The 22,913-nt window shown below is 62.2% G+C and carries 22 protein-coding genes; 14 read left to right on the top strand and 8 right to left on the bottom strand.

What is annotated here, in order from left to right:
* The first annotated feature begins 4 nt into the window (after window positions 1-4).
* From NKH89_RS16345 to NKH89_RS16335, 3 genes are read left to right on the top strand one after another with little or no spacing between them, the layout of a single operon-like run.
* Window positions 5-427 (top strand): VOC family protein, encoded by a 423-nt coding sequence (locus NKH89_RS16345; RefSeq protein ID WP_023717320.1) that lies wholly within the window; start codon window positions 5-7, stop codon window positions 425-427.
* Between the two features lie 12 nt (window positions 428-439).
* Window positions 440-1,216: an AAA family ATPase gene (locus tag NKH89_RS16340; RefSeq protein WP_352481312.1), complete on the top strand. Its 777-nt coding sequence runs from the start codon at window positions 440-442 to the stop codon at window positions 1,214-1,216.
* On the top strand, window positions 1,213-1,734 hold the full coding sequence (locus NKH89_RS16335) for a CoA-binding protein (RefSeq protein ID WP_023717322.1): 522 nt from the start codon (window positions 1,213-1,215) through the stop codon (window positions 1,732-1,734). The genes NKH89_RS16340 and NKH89_RS16335 overlap by 4 nt, the downstream gene beginning before the upstream one ends.
* 55 nt (window positions 1,735-1,789) lie before the next feature.
* On the opposite strand, the gene NKH89_RS16330 is transcribed toward NKH89_RS16335, so the two are convergent.
* Complete coding sequence (locus tag NKH89_RS16330; RefSeq protein WP_352640072.1) at window positions 1,790-3,409, bottom strand: PLL family lectin; 1,620 nt, start codon at window positions 3,407-3,409, stop codon at window positions 1,790-1,792.
* Between the two features lie 360 nt (window positions 3,410-3,769).
* On the opposite strand from NKH89_RS16330, the gene NKH89_RS16325 reads away from it, so the two are divergent.
* On the top strand, window positions 3,770-5,053 hold the full coding sequence (locus NKH89_RS16325; protein ID WP_352909320.1) for an O-acetylhomoserine aminocarboxypropyltransferase: 1,284 nt from the start codon (window positions 3,770-3,772) through the stop codon (window positions 5,051-5,053).
* Window positions 5,054-5,058: 5 nt separating this feature from the next.
* Complete coding sequence (locus NKH89_RS16320) at window positions 5,059-5,409, top strand: cupin domain-containing protein (protein WP_352640074.1); 351 nt, start codon at window positions 5,059-5,061, stop codon at window positions 5,407-5,409.
* A gap of 33 nt (window positions 5,410-5,442) precedes the next feature.
* On the opposite strand, the gene NKH89_RS16315 is transcribed toward NKH89_RS16320, so the two are convergent.
* Complete coding sequence (locus NKH89_RS16315) at window positions 5,443-6,690, bottom strand: cytochrome P450 (RefSeq protein ID WP_023717326.1); 1,248 nt, start codon at window positions 6,688-6,690, stop codon at window positions 5,443-5,445.
* A gap of 195 nt (window positions 6,691-6,885) precedes the next feature.
* On the opposite strand from NKH89_RS16315, the gene NKH89_RS16310 reads away from it, so the two are divergent.
* On the top strand, window positions 6,886-7,989 hold the full coding sequence (locus tag NKH89_RS16310) for an NAD(P)/FAD-dependent oxidoreductase (protein WP_352481203.1): 1,104 nt from the start codon (window positions 6,886-6,888) through the stop codon (window positions 7,987-7,989).
* 4 nt (window positions 7,990-7,993) lie between these two features.
* Here NKH89_RS16310 and NKH89_RS16305 read toward each other — a convergent pair whose 3' ends face one another.
* On the bottom strand, window positions 7,994-8,584 hold the full coding sequence (locus NKH89_RS16305) for a hypothetical protein (RefSeq protein ID WP_352909319.1): 591 nt from the start codon (window positions 8,582-8,584) through the stop codon (window positions 7,994-7,996).
* Window positions 8,585-8,931: 347 nt separating this feature from the next.
* On the opposite strand from NKH89_RS16305, the gene NKH89_RS16300 reads away from it, so the two are divergent.
* The 4 genes from NKH89_RS16300 to NKH89_RS16285 all read left to right on the top strand — a co-directional run bounded on the left by NKH89_RS16300 (window position 8,932) and on the right by NKH89_RS16285 (window position 14,300).
* Entirely contained in the window at window positions 8,932-9,561 is a 630-nt protein-coding gene (locus tag NKH89_RS16300) for an ATP-dependent Clp protease proteolytic subunit (protein ID WP_023674655.1), read from the top strand.
* 304 nt (window positions 9,562-9,865) lie between these two features.
* Complete coding sequence (gene clpX, locus NKH89_RS16295; protein ID WP_006332719.1) at window positions 9,866-11,140, top strand: ATP-dependent Clp protease ATP-binding subunit ClpX; 1,275 nt, start codon at window positions 9,866-9,868, stop codon at window positions 11,138-11,140.
* 280 nt (window positions 11,141-11,420) lie between these two features.
* A complete protein-coding gene (lon, locus tag NKH89_RS16290; protein ID WP_023674656.1) occupies window positions 11,421-13,832 on the top strand; it encodes an endopeptidase La in 2,412 nt (803 codons plus the stop codon).
* Between the two features lie 195 nt (window positions 13,833-14,027).
* On the top strand, window positions 14,028-14,300 hold the full coding sequence (locus NKH89_RS16285) for an HU family DNA-binding protein (protein ID WP_006201846.1): 273 nt from the start codon (window positions 14,028-14,030) through the stop codon (window positions 14,298-14,300).
* An 86-nt stretch (window positions 14,301-14,386) separates the two neighbouring features.
* Here the strand turns inward: NKH89_RS16285 and NKH89_RS16280 are convergent, their stop codons facing one another.
* Complete coding sequence (locus tag NKH89_RS16280) at window positions 14,387-15,409, bottom strand: aldo/keto reductase (RefSeq protein WP_352481200.1); 1,023 nt, start codon at window positions 15,407-15,409, stop codon at window positions 14,387-14,389.
* Window positions 15,410-15,593: 184 nt separating this feature from the next.
* Between NKH89_RS16280 and NKH89_RS16275 the strand changes: the two genes are divergently transcribed.
* Both NKH89_RS16275 and NKH89_RS16270 read left to right on the top strand, forming a co-directional pair.
* On the top strand, window positions 15,594-16,160 hold the full coding sequence (locus NKH89_RS16275; RefSeq protein ID WP_023717330.1) for an SIS domain-containing protein: 567 nt from the start codon (window positions 15,594-15,596) through the stop codon (window positions 16,158-16,160).
* Window positions 16,161-16,165: 5 nt separating this feature from the next.
* A complete protein-coding gene (locus NKH89_RS16270; protein ID WP_023717331.1) occupies window positions 16,166-16,909 on the top strand; it encodes a creatininase family protein in 744 nt (247 codons plus the stop codon).
* 7 nt (window positions 16,910-16,916) lie between these two features.
* Here the strand turns inward: NKH89_RS16270 and NKH89_RS16265 are convergent, their stop codons facing one another.
* From NKH89_RS16265 to NKH89_RS16250, 4 genes are all read right to left on the bottom strand, one after another.
* Entirely contained in the window at window positions 16,917-17,225 is a 309-nt protein-coding gene (locus tag NKH89_RS16265; RefSeq protein WP_023717332.1) for a hypothetical protein, read from the bottom strand.
* 3 nt (window positions 17,226-17,228) lie between these two features.
* The gene (locus NKH89_RS16260) at window positions 17,229-18,146 is read right to left on the bottom strand and encodes a carbohydrate ABC transporter permease (RefSeq protein WP_352456619.1); all 918 of its coding nucleotides are present in this window, start codon (window positions 18,144-18,146) and stop codon (window positions 17,229-17,231) included.
* Between the two features lie 13 nt (window positions 18,147-18,159).
* Window positions 18,160-19,281, bottom strand: coding sequence for a carbohydrate ABC transporter permease (locus NKH89_RS16255; RefSeq protein WP_031193505.1), 1,122 nt, complete (start codon window positions 19,279-19,281; stop codon window positions 18,160-18,162).
* Between the two features lie 128 nt (window positions 19,282-19,409).
* On the bottom strand, window positions 19,410-21,074 hold the full coding sequence (locus NKH89_RS16250) for an ABC transporter substrate-binding protein (protein ID WP_352909317.1): 1,665 nt from the start codon (window positions 21,072-21,074) through the stop codon (window positions 19,410-19,412).
* Between the two features lie 293 nt (window positions 21,075-21,367).
* On the opposite strand from NKH89_RS16250, the gene NKH89_RS16245 reads away from it, so the two are divergent.
* Together NKH89_RS16245 and NKH89_RS16240 are read left to right on the top strand one after the other, a co-directional pair.
* Window positions 21,368-22,426, top strand: coding sequence for an ABC transporter ATP-binding protein (locus NKH89_RS16245; RefSeq protein ID WP_352857697.1), 1,059 nt, complete (start codon window positions 21,368-21,370; stop codon window positions 22,424-22,426).
* A gap of 30 nt (window positions 22,427-22,456) precedes the next feature.
* Window positions 22,457-22,909 (top strand): RbsD/FucU family protein, encoded by a 453-nt coding sequence (locus NKH89_RS16240; protein ID WP_023674665.1) that lies wholly within the window; start codon window positions 22,457-22,459, stop codon window positions 22,907-22,909.
* The last annotated feature ends 4 nt before the right edge of the window (window positions 22,910-22,913 follow it).

Here is a 22,913-nt window from a genome sequence, read left to right as displayed (position 1 = left end):
GGATATGGAACCGCGCATCTCCATCATCACCATCGCCACCGACGATCTCGACCGCGCCACGCGCTTTTATGAGGCGATGGGCCTGACCCGCCATGCCGGGATCACCGAGGGCGTTGCTTTCTTCCAGATGGGTGGCGCCATCCTTGCCCTGTTTCCGCGCCCAAGCGCCGAGGAGGATTCAGGCGTGACCTTCGGCAACGCGCCGTCGGCCGTCTACCTCGCCTACAACACCCGCTCCGACGCCGAGGTCGATGCAGTGTTGGCGCTGGCCAAGAAGGCCGGCGGCCGTATCGTCAAGCCGGCGCAACGGGCCTTCTGGGGTGGCTGGTACGGCTATTTCGCCGATGCGGACGGGCATGTCTGGGAAGTGGCGCACAATCCGGCTTTTCCGATCGCGGAAGACGGATCGATTTCGCTGCCGGCCTGACGAGGTTCCCCTCTGGCTCATCGCAAGCAACTGACGCGGCTGAAGGCACCCTATCTGAAGCGTATCCTGATCGAGCCCAGCCGGGTCGTCGATTGGGAAAAATATCCCTGGAACCTGCCGATCTTTCACCGCCATGAATTCGAGCTCGAATTCACCACGCCGATCACCATCATCGTCGGCGAGAACGGCACCGGTAAATCGACGCTGCTCGAAGCGATCGGCGCGCTGGCAGGCTACGATGAAGCCGGCGGCGGCAAGGGCTACATGCCGGTCGATCACTCCCGCGCCGTCGACAAGAGCGGCGCAGCGCTGGCGGCGACGTTGCGCGGCCACTGGCTGCCGAAGGTCACCGCCGGCTGGTTCTTTCGCGCCGAATCCTTCTATTCGGTTGCCCGCTATCTAGATCAGGCTGCCATCGACGCACATGAGGCGCCGCCCGACTTCCTGTCCTGGTCGCATGGCGAGGGTTTCATCAGATTCTTCGAGGAGCGCTGCCGCCGGCAAGGCATTTACATCCTCGACGAGCCCGAAAGCGCCTTGTCGCCGACGCGCCAGATCGAACTTCTCAAGATGCTGCGGCGGATGGACCAGTCCGGCACGGCGCAAGTGATCATGGCGACGCATTCGCCGCTGCTGATGGCCTGTCCCGGCGCGCGGCTGTTCCGCATCAGCCGGTCCGGGCTCGACCCGACCGATTTTCACGACACCGATCATTTCCGCATGATGCGCAATTTTTGCAACGATCCAGATGGTTTTTTCGCCGAAGCGCTGTATGAGGACGAGGCATGAACCACGACGCTTACGACAACGCCTATATCGCCGGCATCCTCAATTCGGTGAAGACCATCGCCATGGTCGGCGCGTCGGCTAATGACGTGCGGCCGAGCTATTTCGTGCTGAAATATCTGCTCGGCAAGGGCTTTTCGGTGTTCCCGATCAATCCCGGCCAGGCCGGCAAGGAGATCCTAGGCCAGATGACCTTTGCCAGGCTCGCCGACGTTCCGGGACCTGTCGACATGGTCGACGTGTTTCGCGCGTCCGCTGCCGTGCCGGGCATTGTCGACGAGGTGCTGCGGCTCGATCCGCTGCCGAAGGTCATCTGGATGCAGCTTGGCATACGCCATGACGAGGCGGCCACACGCGCCGAAGCCGCCGGCATCAAGGTGGTGATGAACCGTTGCCCCAAGATCGAATATGGCAAGCTGTCGGGCGAGATCGGCTGGACCGGCGTCAATTCCGGCGTGCTGTCGTCGAAGAAGCCGCTGATGCGGCCGGGTTTCCAGAGTTTCGGCGTTCGCCAGAAGTAGGTTCCCGCATCCGCATCTGGGAGAGCGGGAACCTCATCGTGCCGCCCGCCGATCGCTAGTACCGGGTCCACTGTCCGCCTTCGTACCAGAAGGCGGCCGAGATCCGTCCGCCGCCGTCGACCCACCACAGCTCCATGCTACTCGGGATACGGGAGACCGCGGCAATACCGCCATTGGTCGCGGCGCTGCCGTCCGGCGCGAGCTGATAACGGGTCCACTGTCCGCCCTCGTACCAGAACGCGGCCTCCATCGACCCATTCGGCCCCGTCCACCACACTTCCATACTGCCAGGGATGCGGGAAACTGCTGCAATGCCGCCATTGATCGCGGCGCTGCCGTTCGGCGCGAGCTGATAGCGGGTGGGCTGGCCGCCTTCATACCAGAAGTTGGCTTCGACCGATCCGTGCGGCCCGATCCACCAGAGCTCGAGGCTGTTCGGGATGCGCGACAGCGTGGCGATGGTGCCGCCGACGGCGGCGCTGCCGTCCGGTGAAAGCTGATACCGCGTCCATTGGCCGCCCTCATACCAGAAGGCGACTTCGATCGAGCCGTTGGGCCCGATCCACCAGACCTCCATGCTGTTCGGGATGCGCGAGACGGCTGCGATACTGCCGCCGCGCGCCGCGCTGCCGTCCGGTGCCAGCTGATAACGTGTCCACTGGCCCCCTTCGTACCAGAAGGCCGCCTCGATCGAGCCGTTGGGACCGATCCACCAGACCTCCATGCTGTTCGGGATGCGCGATACCGCTACGATGCCGCCATCGGGAGCGGCGCTGCCGTTCGGCGCCAGCTGATAGCGGGTCGGCTGGCCCCCCTCGTACCAGAAGTTGGCTTCGACCGATCCAGCTGGGCCGATCCACCATTCCTCCATGCTTTGCGGGATACGTGAGACGGCGGCGATGGCGGTGCCAGGCGCGGCACTTCCGTCCGGTGCCAGGCGATAGCGGTTCCAACGGCCACCGTCGTACCAGAAGCCGACCTCGATCGACCCGCTGGGGCTGGTCCACCAGATTTCCATGCTTCCCGGAATGCGGGCCAGCGATGCGATGCCCTTGACGCCGGGCACGTCGCGCAACGTCCCGACGAAGGTGATCCGGAAGATCAGCTCGTAGGTTCCGCCGTCGCCTTCGATGATCATGCGCCGGTCCCTGACGCCGAAATCTATCAGGTCTGCCCCCTCCAGCCTGAGCTCCTGCGTGCCGAGATGGTCGTCGTCGAGCGCGAAGGGGATCGGCAGGTCGATGCCGTTCAACACGCTGCCGATGTCGCTGGTTAGCCGCGCCGCGCGATTGCGCGGGTCGGGGTCACCGAGCGACGCCGTAAGCGAGGCCGCCCCCCTGATGCTCACCAGGTTCCGGTATTGATTTGGCGAGCCGTTGTCCTGCTCCATCAGCGAGACGACAATTGCCACGTCGGCCGGATTCTGGATGGGCTGAGGGGTTCCGTTCGTGCCCCAGAACGGTTGCCCGTTCACGGTGACGGGATGCTCGTCATCGTCGTCCATGTCCTCGAAGATGCCGAAGCTGAAGACCTGGAGGTCCGGCACGGCGGGCAGTCCCGGCGCGGTGGGGCGCATGTTCGCCACGCTCACCAGGACGTAGACTTCGTCGGAAGCCGAAAGCTCGTTGGTCTCGTTGAGGCACTTGATGCTTTGCAGATTGATCAGCAGCGTCATTGAGATACTCCTTGAATAATCGCCTTTGTCCATCAGCGGATGCTTGGGAGTCCCATGGTTGTTGCCATGGTCGGAGGCAGTAAATTGCTGCCGACGCGCAGGCTGACAGAGCCGGACTTACGGATGGCTTATGGAAGAAGGCGGCGGCTTCGCGGGGTGGCGAGCCGGCGAAGCAGGCTTGTGGCGGGGAGCCACGCCGGCCCAATCTTTTGCGAGGCGCAAATCCATTCTCCTCAGCCCGCGATGCCCGAGCCGGTTGCACCGAAGGAACAAGTCGGCTGGAATTTTTCTCCTTTGCATTCGCGCCAATGATCGGCCAACAATGCCGGCCGTATCAGTGGGCAGGAGAGGAATATCGACATGGTTCAGCGCACGCCCGGGTTCAACACGCTCGCCGTCCATGCCGGCGCCAAGCCGGATCCGGCGACTGGGGCGCGAGCGACGCCGATCTATCAGACGACCTCCTTTGTCTTCGACGATGCCGACCACGCCGCCTCGCTGTTCGGGCTGAAGGCGTTCGGCAACATCTACACCCGCATCATGAACCCGACACAGGCGGTGCTGGAAGAGCGCATCGCGGCACTCGAAGGCGGCACGGCAGGCCTTGCGGTCGCCTCCGGCCATGCCGCGCAGGTGCTGGTCTTCCACAATCTGATGCAGCCCGGCGACAATTTCGTTTCAGCGACAAAGCTTTACGGCGGCTCGATCAACCAGTTCGGCCACGCCTTCAAGAATTTCGGTTGGCAGGTGCGCTGGGCCGACACCAATGACATCTCGACCTTCGAGAGCCAGATCGACGACAGGACCAAGGCGATCTTCATCGAAAGCCTGGCCAATCCGGGCGGCGTCTTCGTCGATATCGAGAAGATCGGCGACATTGCCTGCAAGCACGGCCTGCCGCTGATTGTCGACAACACGCTGGCCTCGCCCTACCTGCTGCGGCCAATCGAGCATGGCGCCGACATCGTCGTGCATTCGCTGACGAAGTTCATCGGCGGCCATGGCAATTCGATCGGCGGCGCCATTGTCGACGGCGGCACGTTCGACTGGTCGAAGTCGGGCAAATATCCGATGCTGTCGGTGCCGCGCCCCGAATATGGCGGCCTCGTCCTGCATGAGACCTTCGGCAATTTCGCCTTCGCCATCGCCGCGCGCGTGCTCGGCCTGCGCGACATCGGCGCGGCGATTTCGCCGTTCAATGCATTCCTTATCCTGACCGGTCTGGAAACCTTGCCGCTCAGGATGCAGCGCCACTGCGACAATGCGGCGGCGGTCGCCGGATGGCTTTCCAACCATCCCAAGGTCGCCTGGGTGTCCTATCCCGGCCTGCCCAGCGACAAGAACAATGCGTTGCAGAAGAAGTACTCGCCGCTGGGCGCCGGCGCGGTGTTCACTTTCGGGCTGAAGGGCGGCTACGCGGCGGGCATCAAGTTCGTCGAGGCGCTCGAGCTGTTCTCGCACCTGGCCAATGTCGGCGACACCAAGTCGCTGGTCATCCACCCGGCATCGACCACGCATCGCCAGCTTTCCGACGAGCAGAAGATCAATGCCGGGGCAGGGCCGGACACGGTCAGGCTTTCGGTCGGCATCGAGGACGTCAACGACATCGTCGCCGATCTGGAACAGGCTCTCGCCAAGGTCTGATCGCCATGACCACGCCGAGATTTCTTTCCGTCGGCGTCGACACCGTCGCACCGGAACTTGGCGCACCCGCGCCGGATCGCCTGATTTCGGGCGATCCGAAATTCCGCACCTGGAATGTCGAGGAACAGGACGGCGGCCTCTATGCCGGCATTTGGGAAGCGACGCCAGGCAAATGGCGCATCGAATATGATGAATGGGAGTTCTGCCACATCCTGTCAGGGGTTTCGGTGATCGCCGAAGACGGCGGCAAGGCGCGCACCGTCAAAGCCGGCGATAGTTTCGTGCTGAGGCCGGGCTTCAAGGGGAGCTGGGAAGTGCTTGAAACGACTCGCAAGGAGTATGTGATCAAGCTTTGATCGCCTGTCGGCTGAGCCTATCGGATCGAATCCTCAAAAGCCCACGGCGAGCGTTTCCAGCCCATGGAAATGATAGCTGTCGCGAAAGCGTGGTTGTTCGGCAAGATGCAGCTGCGGCAGGCGTTCGAACAAGGTTTTCAGCGACACCTGCAATTCGAGCCGGGCGAGCGGCGCGCCGATGCAGAAATGAATGCCGGCGCCGAACGACAGGTTTTTCTGGTCGGCGCGGTCCGGCCTGAAGGCGAGGGGCTCGGTAAAGGCGACGGGATCGCGATTGGCCATGCCGAGCAGCAGACCGATCGTCTCGCCAGGGCCTACGATGATCCCAGGCCCAGCCTCGACCTCCTGATAGGCATAACGCGTGAACATGTGCAGCGGCGCGTCGAAGCGCAGGCACTCTTCGACCGTCGCGGCTGTTGCTTCCGGTGAGGCGAAGAAGCGGCGCGGGTCGCCGCCTTGCGCAAGGATCGAGCGCACCGCATTGCCGGTCTGGTGGACGGTTGCTTCATGGCCGGCATTGAGCAACAGGATCGCCGACGATACCAGCTCGTCCTCCGACAGTTTCTGGCCATCCTCCTGTGCCGCAATCAGCAGCGACAGAAGATCCTCGCCCGGCCTCTTTCGCCGCTCGGCGACGTAGCCGCGCAAAAAATTCGAAAAGTCGCGCGCGGCGCGATTGGCCGTGTCCTCCGTCTCGCGGGTGCGGCCATGCATGTACATGGCGACCATCCGATGCGACCAGTCGAGCAGCTGCGGACCCATGTCGACCCGTACGCCGAGCATCTCGGCAATGATGGTGATCGGCAAGGGAGCTGCGAACGCCGGCAGCAGGTCGACTTCCCCTGGTTCGAAACGGTCGATCAGTTCGTTGGCCAGCGCCTCGACGCGCGGCCTGAGCCGCTCGACCTGGCGCGAGACGAAGGCCCGGTTGACCAGCGTTCTGAGCCGTGTGTGGACGGGCGGTTCCAGCTCCAGCATCGAATTGGCCTCGATGCCGTCGAAGGCGCTGAGATGCGTGCGATCCTGGCCGATGCCCCGGCTGTCCGGAATGCCGGCCGGGTTCTGCCGGCCGAAGCGGCGATCGCGCAGCAGACGGTTGACGTCGTCGAAGCCGCCAAAGCACCAGAAACCAAATTCTTCCCAGAAGATGGCGCTCGATGCACCGTGCAGGTAAGCGTAGGCTTCGTAAGGGTCCTGAAAAAAAGCCGGCTCGTGCGGATCGAGCCGCAGTCGGCGGGTGGCTGGATCAAAGGCAAGGTAGGGCGGCTTCAATTCGGTCATGCCAGACCATTAGCGCATGACCCCGAAAACCGGAATCGGTTTTCGGAAAGGATCATGCGCAGTTTCAAAGTGTTGGAGCGTCCTTTGCGCGTCGAAGGACGCGCGGCGCTCCAAGGCTTGCCAGTCTGGTGCCAGACCGTATGTTGGCCCTCCCGTGAGGTGAGCCACCAAAGCGGTTGTGGAAGGACGGTTTTCATGAATGTGATCGTGGTCGGTGCAGGCATTGCCGGGCTTTCCACGGCGTGGTCGCTGGTCAAGGCCGGTCACCTCGTCTCGATCGTCGAGCAGGGACCGATCCCCAATCCGCTCGCCGCCTCCGGCGACCACCATCGCATCATTCGCCGCGCCTATCGGGCCAGGACGGGCTACGGCCGGCTGATCACCAACGCCTATGAAGCCTGGGACGAAATGTGGGCCGATCTCGGCGAAAGCCATCTCGATCCGCGCGGCTTCATCTGTATTTCGCGCGAGCCGGGAGATGAGGCCGAGGAATACCGCGAAGGCATGGAAGCCGGGAACTACCCGTTCGAATTGTTCGAACCGGACGCCGCGGTCGACCGCTGGCCGTTCCTAGAACCCGGTTCATTCCGCTATGCATATTTTTCACCGGACGGTGGCGCCTTGCACTGCCGCAAGATCGCCTCGGGCCTCACCAGATGGCTGCGCGCGAACGGCGCCAATGTCTACGAAAACAGCAAGGTGGTCGAGATCGACGCCGACGCCGGACATGTCGTGCTTGCGAGGGGCGAAACGATGCAGGCCGACCGGATCGTCGTCGCTGCCGGCGCCTGGGTGCTAAAACTGTTCCCGGAGCTGGATGGCGAGCTGAAAACCTGGCGCACCGCGCTCGCCTATGTCGAGCCGCCGGTGGACCTGAAGGCAGCCTGGCAGGCAGCACCGGTTGTGCTCGACGTCGGTGGCTCCGTCGACGGCTACGTGATCCCGCCCTCCGGCGGCGCCGGCATGAAGTTCGGCTCAGGCCTGCACCGAGTACCGACCAGCGATGCCGACTGGAACCGTCAACCGGTACCGGGCGAGGGTGAGGCGATCCGCAACCTGTTTTCGCCGCCGATTGCCCGTATCGCGGAGTACAAGGTCACCGAGGTGGTCACCTGCGCCTACACCTTCACCGCCGACCAGAAATTTCTGGCCCACCAAAAGGGCAGATGCCTGGTCGTCTCGGCCTGCTCCGGCCACGGCTACAAGTTCGGCGCGGCAGTTGGCAGAAGGGTTGCGGCCTGCGTCGGCAATGGCGATGTCGACGGCCTGAAGAAATGGCTCAGGGCCGAGGCGGCCTGAGCGCCTAGTATCGGCAATGCCTCGGAATATGCACGCGCCGCCAGCTGGATGAGCCCTCCCTGACCACCACGCGGCGCGCCACTGTCTGATAAGACGCTGGAATGTCGATGATGCGCCGTTGCTCCGGCCGCACCTGCACCTCTTCGGCGACGCTCTCGTATTCGGCGGGGAGGACAACGCGCCGCCGGCGTTCCGGCTCAACCACGACGATCTCGGCCACACGTTCATAGCGCGCCTTGTGCCTGACCTTGCACAGGACCTTGCGACCATTGATGATGCGCCATTCCCAGGAATAGCCGCCGTCGTCGACCCTCACGGACCGGTAGATGGTGCGGGTGATGGCGGGCGCGATCTCGTAGCTGACGCGCGCCGGCGCGATCTGCACTACGCGCTCGCGCGTCCCGTAGATTGGCGCCTCGTATTCCACCTGCTGGCCGGCCGGACTGACGAGCACGTCCTCATAGACCGTGTCGTAGACGGCCGGCCGGTTGACCTTCTCGTAGCATTCAACCGCGCGTCCGCTGGCAGCCGTTTCGGATGCCATGCCGAGTACGGCGAGGCCGGTAAGAGCCAAGGAAGCAGTTTTCCTGATCATCGCACTCCCCCTGTTTGAACTGCGTGAAGCGGGTTCAACGTTGGATTGTAGGGCAAGCCGCGGCTGGAAAAAGCGGTTTCACCGCTTTTCGTTAAGCGATGCGGTTAAGAAACTGCTAAACAACGGCCAAGCATGAGCGTCCCTTCCGGCGGCAGGAGAGGGCTGCCGGCACGGCGACGGGCGAAACTTGGTTTGGAAACCTTGATTCGACTTAACCGGATGGCTAGGAGAGGCGGCCTTGCGCTAGGGTGAGCCGGCATCCTATTTACACAATAACGATCCAGAACCGATTCTGCCCGATTGCAAATCTCCGGCGCCGGAATCCCATCCTCAAAAAGGGATAGTCCATGAAGAACCCCGTCGAAACCTACATGAACCTCGTTCCGATGGTGGTCGAACAGACCAATCGCGGCGAGCGGGCCTATGACATTTTCTCGCGGCTCCTCAAGGAGCGCATCATTTTCATCACCGGCCCGGTCGAGGACGGCATGGCGACGCTGGTCTGCGCGCAGCTGCTGTTCCTCGAGGCGGAGAATCCGAAGAAGGAAATCAACCTTTATATCAACTCGCCCGGCGGCGTCGTCACCTCCGGCATGGCGATCTACGACACCATGCAGTTCATCAAGCCCGCCGTGTCGACGCTCTGCATCGGCCAGGCCGCATCGATGGGATCGCTGCTCTTGACGGCGGGCCACAAGGACATGCGCTTTGCCACGCCGAACGCCCGCATCATGGTCCACCAGCCGTCCGGCGGCTTCCAGGGCCAGGCCTCCGACATCGAGCGCCATGCCCAGGACATCATCAAGCTGAAGCGCCGCCTCAACGAGGTTTACGTCAAGCACACCGGCAAGAGCTACGATGAGATTGAAAAAACGCTCGACCGTGACCATTTCATGACTGCCGACGAGGCCAGGGATTTCGGCCTTATCGACAAGGTCATTTCGTCACGTGAGCCGGTCGAAGGTATTGCCTTATAGGCACGCGGTGGCCCCGCGGTGGCAGTGAGTGGCGGGATCACACGCTTTTGGCGCAGCTTGCGGCATTTCGGCCACAATTGGCTGTTCCCTCGACGGGTGCAATTGCCTACGTTAAGGCTATGTTGATTTTCGACGGCTTAGCTTTGCGTGGGGTTGTTCGAATCATTGCCCCGTTTTCCGATTTGTGTTTCGTACGGAATGCGTTGCGGGAGCCGGGGCACTGGCGGCGGCGGATTCCCGCGATAGATTGAATATGCGCCCTTTCAACCAGACCATCGGCGGGCGGCCATGAAAGGACATGAAAATGAGCAAGGTCGGCAACAACAGCGGTGATTCCAAGAACACGCTTTATTGCTCGTTTTGCGGCAAAAGCCAGCACGAAGTGCGCAAGCTGATCGCCGGGCCGACGGTGTTCATCTGCGACGAATGCGTCGAGCTGTGCATGGACATCATCCGCGAGGAGAACAAGACCTCGATGGTGAAGTCGCGCGAGGGCGTGCCGACCCCGCAGGAAATCCTCAAGGTTCTCGACGACTACGTCATCGGCCAGCCCTACGCCAAGCGCGTGCTGTCGGTGGCCGTCCACAACCACTACAAGCGCCTCGCCCATGCCGGCAAGAACAACGACGTCGAGCTGGCGAAGTCGAACATCCTGCTGATCGGCCCGACCGGTTGCGGCAAGACGTTGCTGGCGCAGACGCTGGCCCGCATCATCGACGTTCCCTTCACCATGGCCGACGCGACGACGCTGACCGAGGCCGGCTATGTCGGCGAGGACGTCGAGAACATCATCCTGAAGCTGTTGCAGTCGGCCGACTACAATGTCGAGCGCGCCCAGCGCGGCATTGTCTATATCGACGAGATCGACAAGATCTCGCGCAAGTCGGACAACCCGTCGATCACCCGCGACGTCTCGGGCGAGGGCGTGCAGCAGGCACTTTTGAAGATCATGGAAGGCACCGTTGCCTCCGTGCCGCCGCAGGGCGGCAGGAAGCATCCGCAGCAGGAATTCCTGCAGGTCGACACCGCCAACATCCTGTTCATCTGCGGCGGCGCTTTTGCCGGCCTGGACAAGATCATCTCGGATCGCGGCAGGAAGACCTCGATCGGTTTCGGCGCCATCGTCGCTTCGCCCGAGGATCGCCGCACCGGCGATGTTTTCCGCCTGGTCGAGCCTGAGGATCTGTTGAAGTTCGGCCTCATTCCCGAGTTCGTAGGCCGTCTGCCTGTCTTGGCGACGCTGGAGGATCTCGACGAGCCGGCACTGATCCAGATCCTGACCGAACCGAAGAACGCGCTGGTCAAGCAGTATCAGCGGCTGTTCGAGATGGAGAATGTTGACCTGACCTTCCACGAGAACGCGCTGTCGGCGATCGCCAAGCGCGCCATCGAGCGCAAGACCGGCGCGCGCGGCCTGCGTTCGATCATGGAAGCGATTCTGCTCGACACCATGTTCGAGCTGCCGGCGCTCGAAGGCGTGCGCGAAGTGGTTATTTCGGAAGAGGTGGTGTCAGGCAACGCCAGGCCGCTCTACATCTATTCCGAGCAGAAGGAAAAGAAGGGCAACGTCAGCGCCTGACGTGAGCCGGCAATGGATTTTTCTGAAACGGCGCCGCGGGGCGCCGTTTTGCTGTCGCACACCGCGTACGGCGCCGCGTAATGGCTGCGGATTGGAGGGACGGACCGTGTTGACCCTTGATCTTTACCCGCCGTGCCTCCAACTAAAGGCAGAAGGCCGTGGTGCCGAATTCTGTGCTGTAAAACTCCCGTCACAAACGGTGGTAGGCGGAACGATCCCCGGTCGTTAATATGAGATTCGCGGTTGGCCGATTGGCGGCCGCGACATGAAAGGTTGGACAATGGCCAAATTATCCAAGGCTCCCAGCGACGGCGTCTTCGCAGTCCTCCCACTGCGCGACATCGTGGTGTTCCCGCACATGATCGTTCCGCTCTTCGTCGGGCGTGAAAAGTCGATCAAGGCGCTGGAAGAAGTGATGGGTCAGGAAAAGCAGATCCTGCTTGCGACCCAGATGAATGCCGCCGACGACGATCCGGAGCCCGATGCCATCTTTGACATCGGCACGCTCGCCAATGTGCTGCAATTGCTGAAACTGCCAGACGGCACCGTGAAGGTGCTGGTCGAAGGCGCCTCGCGCGCGAAAATCGTTGCGTTCACCGACCGTCCCGACTTCCATGAAGCCCGTGCTGCGGCGCTGGTCGAACCGGAGGAGGAAGAGGTCGAGGTCGAGGCGCTGGCCCGTTCCGTCGTCACCGACTTCGAGAACTACGTCAAGCTGAACAAGAAGATCTCGCCCGAAGTGGTGGGTGCCGCCAGCCAGATCGACGACTATTCCAAGCTCGCCGACACGGTCGCTTCGCATCTTGCCATCAAGATCCCCGAGAAGCAGGAGATGCTCGCCACGCTTTCCGTCAAGGAACGGCTGGAGAAGGCGATGGGCTTCATGGAAGCCGAAATCTCGGTGCTCCAGGTCGAGAAGCGCATCCGCTCGCGCGTCAAGCGCCAGATGGAGAAGACGCAGCGCGAATACTACCTCAACGAGCAGATGAAGGCGATCCAGAAGGAGCTCGGCGAAGGCGAGGACGGCCGCGACGAGGCCGCCGAGATCGAGGCGCGCATCAAGAAGACCAAGCTCTCCAAGGAGGCCCGCGAAAAGGCAGAAGCCGAACTGAAGAAGCTGCGGACGATGTCGCCGATGTCGGCTGAATCGACCGTCGTGCGCAACTATCTCGACTGGCTGCTGTCGATCCCGTGGGGCAGGAACTCCAAGGTCAAGCAGGATCTGGCCTTTGCCCAGAACGTGCTCGATACGGATCATTTCGGCCTCGACAAGGTCAAGGACCGCATCGTCGAATACCTCGCCGTGCAGAGCCGCCAGAAGAAGCTGAAGGGGCCGATCCTGTGCCTCGTCGGACCTCCCGGCGTCGGCAAGACCTCGCTCGGCAAGTCGATCGCCAAGGCGACCGGTCGTGAGTTCATCCGCATGGCGCTGGGCGGCGTGCGCGACGAGGCCGAGATCCGTGGTCACCGCCGCACCTATATCGGCTCGATGCCCGGCAAGGTCATCCAGTCGATGAAGAAGGCGAAGAAATCCAACCCGCTCTTCCTGCTCGACGAGATCGACAAGATGGGCCAGGATTTCCGCGGCGATCCGTCATCGGCTTTGCTCGAGGTGCTCGATCCCGAGCAGAACTCGACGTTCATGGACCATTACCTCGAGGTCGAATACGACCTGTCGAGCGTGATGTTCGTGACGACGGCGAACACGCTGAACATCCCTGCGCCCTTGATGGACCGCATGGAGATCATCCGTATCGCCGGTTACACCGAGGACGAGAAGATCGAAATCGCCAAGCGTCACCTGATGCCCAAGGTGATCCGCGACCACGCGTTGCAGCCGAAGGAGTTCTCCGTCGGCGAGGACGCGATCCGCGGCATCATCCAGACCTACACCCGTGAAGCGGGCGTCAGGAGCCTGGAGCGCGAGCTGATGAAGCTCGGGCGCAAGGCGGTGACCGAGATCCTGAAGACGAAGAAGAAGACGATCAACATCACGGCGGACAATCTTGCCGATTACCTTGGTGTTCCGCGCTTCCGCTTCGGCCAGGTCGAGAGCGACGATCAGGTCGGCGTGGTCACCGGGCTCGCCTGGACGGAAGTCGGCGGCGAGCTGTTGACGGTGGAAGGCGTCATGATGCCCGGCAAGGGCCGCATGACGGTGACCGGCAATCTGCGCGACGTGATGAAGGAATCGATCTCGGCGGCGGCGTCTTACGTCCGCTCGCGGGCCATCGATTTCGGCGTCGAGCCGCCGCTGTTCGACAAGCGCGATATCCACGTGCACGTGCCAGAAGGCGCAACGCCTAAGGACGGACCGTCGGCTGGCGTGGCGATGGCGACGGCGATCGTCTCGGTGTTGACCGGTATCCCGGTCAAGGCCGATGTGGCGATGACCGGCGAGATCACGCTGCGCGGCAGGGTGCTGCCGATCGGCGGCCTTAAGGAAAAGCTGCTTGCCGCACTGCGCGGCGGCATCAAGAAGGTGCTGATCCCGGAAGAGAACGCCAAGGATCTGGCGGAGATTCCGGAGAACGTGAAGAGCGGCATGGAGATCATTCCGGTCTCACGCGTTGGCGAAGTGTTGCGCCATGCGCTGGTGCGCATGCCGGAACCGATCCAGTGGGTCGAACCCGTCAATGCGCCGGCCGTGGTCGATGTCGGAGACGAGGCAGGTAAATCGCTGGCGCATTAGTTCTTGCTAAAGTTGCAATGCACAAGAGAGAGCCGGGCCTTGAGCCCGGCTTTTTCATGTGAAGAACCCCGGATTTCCGGGCTTTTTTCGACTTTCTTGGCGCTTTTCGACTTGGTTGGCGGAGCGCTTCTTTCTAAAGTCCGTTTCCTGCCGGATGAGTCGAGTGTTCCGGTTTTCTCATGGAAGGGAATTTTTATGAACAAGAACGAACTGGTGTCCGCTGTCGCCGATGCCGCGAGTATTTCGAAGGGTGACGCGCAGTCGGCGGTTGATGCGGTGTTTTCCGTCATCACCGGCGAACTGAAAAAGGGCGGCGATGTCCGGCTTGTCGGCTTCGGAAATTTCACCGTGTCAAAACGCGCCGCGTCGACCGGCCGCAATCCGCAGACCGGTGCGGAAGTGAAGATCCCGGCGCGCACCGTGCCGAAGTTCTCGGCCGGCAAGGGCCTCAAGGACGCGGTCAACTAAGCGCCTCCTTAAGTCTTTCAGAGAAAAGAAAAGCCGGCATATCCGGTTTTTCTTTTCTGTGCCCGCAGGTCGTTGGAAAGGCGGCGCTATGCCGTCGGCGCATCCGTGCGCATCAAGCCTTCTTTCTTGAGATCGGCCCACAGCGCCGATGGCAGTTTTGTGTCGAGCAGCGAGCGATTGCTTTCGACTTCGCCCGGCCGCTGGCCGCCCGGGACTACCGACACGACCGAAGGATGCAGCAGCGGAAACTGCAGCGCCGCCTCGATCAGGCGCACGCCGTGGCGCTTGCAGACGGCCTCGATGCGGGTGACGCGGTCCATGATATCCTGCGGCGCTTCCGAATAATTGTAGTAGGCGCCGGGCTTCGGCCCGGTTGCCAGAATGCCGGAATTGTACGGCCCGCCGAGAACGATGCCGATGCCGCGTTGCTGGCATAGAGGCAGGAAAGACTGCAGCGCCTCCTGCTCCAGCAGCGTATAGCGCCCGGCAAGCAGAAACAGGTCGAAATCGCCGCGCTCGGCCAGCGTCTGGGCAACCGGCCACTCATTGATGCCGCCGCCGAACGCCTTGATTACGCCCTGGTCGCGCAGTGCCAGCAATCCATAGTAGCCCGAGCTCATGAATTCCTGGATGCGCTGGTCCGAGGCTTCCTTGCTGCCATGAGTGAAGATGTCGACATCGTGCACGAAGAGGATGTCGATGCGGTCGACGCCGAGCCGTTCCAGCGAGGCTTCGAACGAGCGCATGACGCCGTCATAGCTGTAGTCGTAGACCTCGCGGCGCGACGGCGTGTCGAAGAACTTGCCGATGCCGGTGCGCTGTTCCGGCGGGCAGGCGCGCATGATGCGCCCGACCTTGCTCGACAGCACGTAGTCGTCGCGCCTCTTCGAACGCAGGAACGGATTAAGCCGCGTTTCTGCGAGGCCGAGCCCATAGAGCGGTGCTGTGTCGTAGTAGCGGCAGCCGACCCGCCATGCCGCCTCCAGCGTGGCATTGGCATCCTCATCGGACACGGCGCGATAGAGATTGCCGAGCGGCGCGGTGCCGAAGCCGAGCTCGGTGAAGTTGATGCCGCCATTGCCGATGCGGTCGAAATGCCGTGTCTTCATATGCTGTCGTTTCCTCATTTACGATTTGCCGTGACACTATCACGGCTGTAGCGCATCAAAAGCACTGCGTGCCGTTGGACACCAATTTTCGCGGTGATAGCATGAATGAAAACAAGCTGTTCGGGGCAAATGTGACTGAGATGTTCATGTGGTTCTCCGGTACCTGCAAGCTGGTGCAAATGTCATGACGGACGACGGCGAAAACCTGTTTGGGATTGCGCTGAGCGAGCTTGGCACCGTGCTGGAGCGTATCAACGAAAGCCGCATTGACGCGGCTTGCGCCATCTTGGCCGGCGCGAAAAAGATCGTCACCTATGGCTGCGGCCGCGAGGCGCTGCAGGTCCAGGGTTTTGCCATGCGGCTCTACCATCTCGGTCTGCCGGTGTCGGTCGTCGGCGACATGACCACGCCGCCGCTGGGCGCGGGCGATGTCTTCCTCGCCAGCTCCGGCCCGGGCGAGACATCGACGGTGCTGACCTTGATGCGGGTCGCGCGCGAGGCCGGTGCCGTCGTCCTGCTGCTCACCGCGCAAGCCGACAGCACTGCCGCGAAGCTGGCCGACTTCACGCTGCTTATCCCGGCTCAGACCATGGCCGACGACCAGGGTCCGGAAAAGACATCCGTCCTGCCGATGGGCTCGGTGTTCGAAGGCGCGCTGTTCGTCCTCTTCGAAGTGATGGTGCTGAAGCTCAGGGATCTGACCGGCGTCTCGCCGGAAGCGATGCGCGCCCGCCACACCAATATGGAGTAGGTGTCATGCGCTACGAACTGATGCTGCCGCACCAGATCCGCAAGGCGATCGCCGAGAACCGGCCGGTCGTGTTGCCGCTCGGTGTGCTCGAATATCACGGCGAGCACATGGCCGTCGGCATGGACACGCTGGCCGTGGTCAAGAGCCTGGAACTGTTCGAAACGGAGGCCGAAATCGTCATTCTGCCGCCCTTCTATTACGGCGCGGCAAGCTATGCCGTTGCGGCGCCGGAAGGCAGCGGCTCGGTGCAGGTCGGCGGCAATGTGCTGGCGCCATTTGCGGAAGAATTGTTCTACAGCTTGCTGCGCATTGGCTTCCGCAACATCCACGCCATCATTCACCACCAAACCGAGAATTTTGCTGCCGGCATGCCAACCGATCTCGCCTTCAAGGCCGCCGGCCGACAAGCGATCTTCCGCTTCCTGGAGAAAGAACGCGGCGAAGGCTGGTGGGGCTCTGCGGCGATGGCTGACTATTATGCCGAGCACGCCGAGGGCAGCAATTTCTTCAACTGGGTACAGGTGCATCCGCTGATGCCGGCTTCAATGCACAGCCAGTACCCGTTCGACCATGCCGGCACCGGCGAGACGTCACTGATGCTGGCGCTGTGCCCGGAAGCGGTGGATGCCGGCCGCTTCGCCGACAACACCGGCTGGTACACGGCAAGTGCGCCCGAAGCCTCGGCGGAACTGGGGCAAAAAGGGGTTGCCATGATCCTCGATCATTTGCGGGCAACACTTTTGGGTTAGGTGCTGTCTAGATCCCGGACGACCGGGCTCTTAGCCTTTCCGCCTGATAGTCGGCCATGGTCTTTTCGGGATCGACCTTGGTCGCCGCAGCCCAGATGAACGTGCCGGCGCCGCAGATAGCCAGCAGGACGTAAATCACGATGCCGAGTGCCATCAGGTTCGCGTAGAGGCCGAGAAGCAGCATGATCAAGCCGCCGGCAATCATCGCCATCACAAAACCGGCGACTACGGCCCGGCCTTCCCAACTGATCGGCATCACGCCTTTGGCGTAGCCGCTGCCGCGCCTGTTGCGTGCGAACCAGTATTTGTTGGCCATCGCCTATTTCACCGCGCCCGCCGTCATGCCCATGATCAGGTAACGCTCGAGCGCAATGCCGATGACGGCGAGCGGTGTGATGGCCGCGGTGGCAAGCGCTGCCATCGACCACCAGTTGATGCCTTGTGAGCCGGTCTGGCTCGCCACCATGACAGGAATGGTCTTGGCATCGGTCGAGGTCAAAAGCGCGGCGAAGAAATACTCGTTCCAGCACAGCACCATCGCCAGGATGAAGGCCGCGACCATGCCCGGCAGCGCGATCGGCATGACGATGCGCAAGAAGGCACCCCAGATCGACAGGCCATCGACGAGTGCTGCCTCCTCCAGCTCGACAGGGATCGAATTGAACTGGTCGCGCATGATCCAGATGACGATCGGCAGTACCATCAGCGTGTAGAGCAGGATCAGCCCGACGCGCGTGTCGAGCAGGCCGACTTCCCGGTAGAGCACGAGGAAGGGCAGGGCCAATACCACCGGCGGCAGGATCAACTGCGACAGGAAGAAGAAGGAAATGTCCTCGTTCCTGAACCAGGCGAACTTGTAACGATAGCGGGTCAGCCCATAGGCGGCGAGGCTGCCGATGACGATGGCGAGGGTCGACGCGCCGACCGAAGTGATGACCGAATTCATGAAGCGCTTGATGAATTCGTCGCGCACCGTCGACGTCCGAAAGATCGAGTCCGGCGACAGGCCAAGCGAACGCCAGCCCTTCCAGTCGGGTTTGAAATCGACGAACGGGATCAGATGGCCCTGGGTGACGTCGACCGCGGTCTTGAACGAGGTGGTTATCGTCCAATAGATTGGGAACAGGCAGATGAAGGCCCAGAAGATGAGGGCACCGTAGATGAAGACGCGGTTGGCGAAGAACGCCGCCGGCGAGCGGATTTCGGAGGCGGCAAAGTCGGTGGTTTGAACGCTCATCTTGCCGGCCCGATCAGTTGACGTTGCGCACGAAGCGGCTGGCGAATTTCAGTAGCCAGGTCACAAACACGATGATGATGATCAAATAGGCCATCGCCAGCATCGTGCCGTAGCCGACATTCGAACGGTCGCGATATTCGCGGTAGATGAAGCTCGACACCGAATCAGTCGCGCCGCCCGGGCCGCCGGAGGTAACGGTGATGATGATATCGGCGAGCTTCAGCTTGAAGATGATGCGCAGGATGACCGCCGTCACCGAGACCGGCAGCATCAGCGGGAAGGTGACCTGCCAGAAGGTCTGCCAGGCGGTGGCGCCATCGACACGCGCTGCCTCGAGCACCTCGCGCGACATCGCCTGCAGGCCGGCAAGCAGCATGATCATCATGAACGGGATGAACGTCCAGGCATCGAGCACCATGATCGAGATGCGGGCGGTGATCGGATTGGAGAAGAAGGCCGGGTTTTCCCAGCCGAGATGCCGCGCCAGCGTTGCGGCCGGCCCGAAGCGGTATTCCATCAGCGACTTGCCGATCATCCACGACACAGCCACCGGCGACAGCATCAGGGGCATGAGAAAGACGACGCGGAAGAATTTTCGCGCCCGGATCTGCGCGTTGAGCAGCAGCGCCAGGCCAAAGGCGATGACATATTCGACGAACACGGCCAGCACGTAGAGCACCATGTTGAACAGGGCGTTGCGATAATAGGCGTCGTTCAGCATCTGCCAGAAATTGTCGAGCCCGTTGAACTGCCGGCCGCTGAAGGAACTGAGGTTCCAGTCGGTCAGCGCGATGTAGAAGCCGAACAATGTCGGGAAGATCACCATGGCAATGGTGAACAGCAGCGCCGGCAGCAGGAACAACGCGCGCTGGCCATCCTCGCCGCGCGTCAGCACCTGGCCGATGCCGAGCGCGACACCCCACAGCACATAGGCGTAGACCACCGGCCGCCACGTCTCGAAGCCGATAGTGTCGACATCGCTCTTGTAAAGGATTTGCAGCGCAATCACCGCCAGAAGGCCTAGCGTTGCAGCAGCCATCAGCGCCCAGCCAAGCCGTTTGCGGCTCCGCGGTATCAGGTCGGATGGCACGGCGCCTGCCGGCCATTCACTTGTCGACAGAGTCTGGTCAGCCAGGGTCCGGTCAGCCACGCGTCTTGCCCGTTCACAGGAGGCTCGATGACCGGCCGAGCCGGTCGAGGCCAAGTCGGTCAAGGGTAGGTCCGGCGGCTGTACGCCGCCGGACCAAGTTTCACTATCTCAACCTACATGCCGAGTGAGGCCTTGTAGAGCTTGATCTGGTTGTCGCGGCCGATCTGGTCGGTCAGCTTCTCCCAGGCGGCTGCGATGGCGTCGGCGCCTTCCTGCGCCTTCATCTTGCCGGCAAAGGTGTTGGCCAAAATGTCCTCGGCGGCGCTGTAATACTGGAAGATGCCGGGGATACGCGGCTCGATCGCCGCGTTCGGATGGTTGTAGCTGTCGGCTTCCGACTTCAGATACGAGGTGATGAACGCCTCGTCGTAGCCCGCCGCCACCCATTCCGGAATGTTGAAATGCGAGTTGCGATAGGGCTGGAAACCCGACGGATAGGCCGCGCACCAGAGCGACAGGTCCTTGCCGCCGAGATGGGCGGCGGCAGACCAGGCCGCCTTCTTCTTCTTTTCGTCGCCGTCGACGCGGGCCATGACATAGACGCCCCAGCCGAGATAGGCGCAGTTCGGCGCATGGTTCGGCCCGCTGGCGAGCTTGTCCCACTGGCCGGTCTTGGAGTTGTAGACATCGTCCGAGCCCGGCAGGATCGAGAAGCCGGTGATGTCGCCGACGACCGAGGAATCGTTGGTCTTGACGTTCGAACCGACGTCGCCCCACCAGGTGACCATCGAACCGGTGCCTGCCAGGAATTGCTGGAAGGCGGTGGTATTCGGGTCGGCGTTGATCTGGTCGGCAGGTTCGGAGGGCAGGGCATCGATGACGTCCTGGATCGCCCGCACCCATGCCGGATTGTTGACGCGCGGCTTCATCGTGTCGGCATCGAACAGCCATGCCTTGTCATCGGGATGCTTGGCGTAGGCGCTGGCGCGGCTGCCGAGGAAATAGAAGCCGAAACCGCCCCAGGGCTTGGGCGCATCGAGGTAGCCAAAGACATCCTGGCCGTTTACCTGCTTGCCCTTGAGGAATTTCGTCACCGCCTGCACCTGCTGCCAGGTCTTCGGCACGCCCCATTCGCCTTCTCCGCCGCCGTCCTTCCAGGCCTTGGCGAGGTCGGCATCGGCGAACACGTCGGTGCGGTAGTTGAAGTTATGCGCGTCGCCGTCAACGGTGACGCGATATTGCTTGCCGTCCCAGGTGCCGACCGGCGGCTGCAGATAGGCCACGACGTCCTTCATGTCGATCTGGTCCTTGACCCAGTCCGGCATCTCGGAGGTGAGACCCTTGCCGCAGACGTCGCCTTCGAACGGTGCTCCCATTTCGATGATGTCGAAATCGACGGTGCCGGTCGCAATCGACTGCTGCAGGCGGGCGTTGTAGTCAGCCTGCGCCAGGTCGATCCAGTTGATCTTGGCGCCGGTATAGGTCTCCCACGGCTTCAGGAAGCCGCGAAACAGCACATTGTGCAGGTTCTGATTGTTGAGGCCCATGAAGGTGAGTTCGACACCGGCGAATTCGCCTTCCTTGACATTGGCCTTGGTGGCGCCCAGGCAAAGCTCGCCGACCTGCTGGAAATCGGCATCGGTCGGCTGACCCTTGCCGACGCCCGGGATCTGCAGGATCTGCGCGCGCAGGTCATCGGCGGCCGCAGCCGGGCGCGTCAGGGCACCAAGTCCGGCGCTTGAGGCCGCGGCGAGGGCGGCCATGCTGGCCGCTCCCTTCAGCACGTCGCGGCGGGTGGCCCCGGCGCGGACAAGTTGGTGATAAAGGCTGACTTTCATCTCGTTCCTCCCAGAAGATCAATCGTGAATTGGTTCAGATGGTGGAGCGCCGATTATGTTCCCCAACGACAGCGACTCCCGTAAATAGCGGCCCGAATTCTCCCTCCCGCGACGCCTCGCATTGAGTGCCGGACAAGCGTACCGGTGCGCCCGGAACAGGGTCATAAGCCGGGCACTGTCACTATTCGCACAACGAAGTGCGGTGTCAACGTGAATGGGTTTTTTATCTATAAGAGACCGACTTGCCCTCGCCGTTTGCGTTGTTTAGCTTCACGGCAACTGAAGGGGGAATGATGGCTCAAGTCGCGATCCGCAATGTGGCCAAGGCGTTCGGAACCGTCAAGGTTCTGCACGATGTCAGCGTCGACATCGCCGACGGACAGTTCGTGGTGCTGGTCGGGCCTTCCGGCTGCGGCAAGTCCACGCTGCTGAGGATGGTGGCCGGGCTGGAAACGGTTTCCGGCGGCACCATCGCCATCGGCGAGCGCGTCGTCAACCATTTGCCGCCGGCCAAGCGCGACATCGCCATGGTGTTCCAGAACTACGCGCTCTATCCGCACAAGACGGTCGAGCAGAACATGGCCTTTGCTCTCAAGCTGCGCAAAACTGATCCGGCGGTGGTCACTGAGCGGGTCAAGCGCGCCGCCGACATCCTCGACCTCAACCCCTACCTCAAGCGCTATCCGCGCCAGCTCTCGGGCGGCCAGCGCCAGCGCGTCGCCATGGGTCGCGCCATCGTGCGCAACCCGCAGGTGTTCCTGTTCGACGAGCCGCTCTCCAATCTCGATGCCAAGCTGCGTGTCCAGATGCGCACCGAGATCAAGGAACTGCACCAACGACTGAAGACCACCACCATCTACGTCACCCACGACCAGATCGAGGCCATGACCATGGCCGACAAGATCGTGGTGATGCGCGACGGTCGCATCGAACAGGTCGGCGCGCCGCTGGAATTGTTCGACCGGCCGGCCAATCTGTTTGTCGCCGGCTTCATCGGCTCGCCCTCGATGAACCTGCTCAAGGGCGTCGTGCGCAAGGGCGACAAGCCCGTCGTCGAGATCGCCGGGACGCCGTTCCCGATCGCATCGAGCAATACCGTGGAAGATGGCCGCAATGTCGTCTACGGCGTGCGGCCCGAGCATCTCGAAATCCATCCAGATGGTGTCCCAGCGAAGATTTCGGTGGTCGAGCCGACCGGTTCCGAGACTCTCGTGTTCCTGCGCTTCGGCGAGGGCGAGATGGTGGCGCTGTTCCGTGAACGCCACGAGTTCAAGCCGGGCGACACACTGCACCTGAAACCGCGGCTCGACCAGGTGCATCTCTTCGACGCAGAGAGCGGCAAGCGTCTCTGATTTCGCCCAGCAAACTTCGCGAGGAATACCATGCTCAAAGGAATCAATCCGCTGCTCAATGCCGATGTGCTGCAGGCGCTGCGGGCGATGGGCCACGGTGACGATCTGATTATCGCCGATACCAATTTCCCGTCCGATTCGGTGGCGCGCCAGACCGTGCTTGGCCGGCTGCTGCGCATCGATGCGTCGGCGGCCGATGTGGTCAAGGCGGTACTGTCGCTCTATCCGCTGGACACCTTCGTCGACGACGCGGCCGCGCGCATGGAGATCGTCGGCAAGCCGGACGACATTCCCGCCGTGCAGCAGGAAGTGCAAAAAGAGATCGATGCCGCCGAGGGCAAGGCCTGGCCGATGATCTCGGTCGAGCGCTACGCCTTCTACGAACGCGCCAAGAAGGCCTATTGCGTCATCCAGACCGGCGAGCGCCGCTTCTATGGCTGTTTTGCGTTCCGCAAGGGCGTCGTGCCACCGGATGCGGAGTAGCGGC

Origin of the sequence: Mesorhizobium sp. M0923, assembly GCF_040319365.1 — a bacterium.
Taxonomy (GTDB): Bacteria; Pseudomonadota; Alphaproteobacteria; order Rhizobiales; family Rhizobiaceae; genus Mesorhizobium.
The sequence above is the reverse complement of the archived record's forward strand: the minus strand, read 5'-3'. Positions and strand labels throughout refer to the sequence as shown.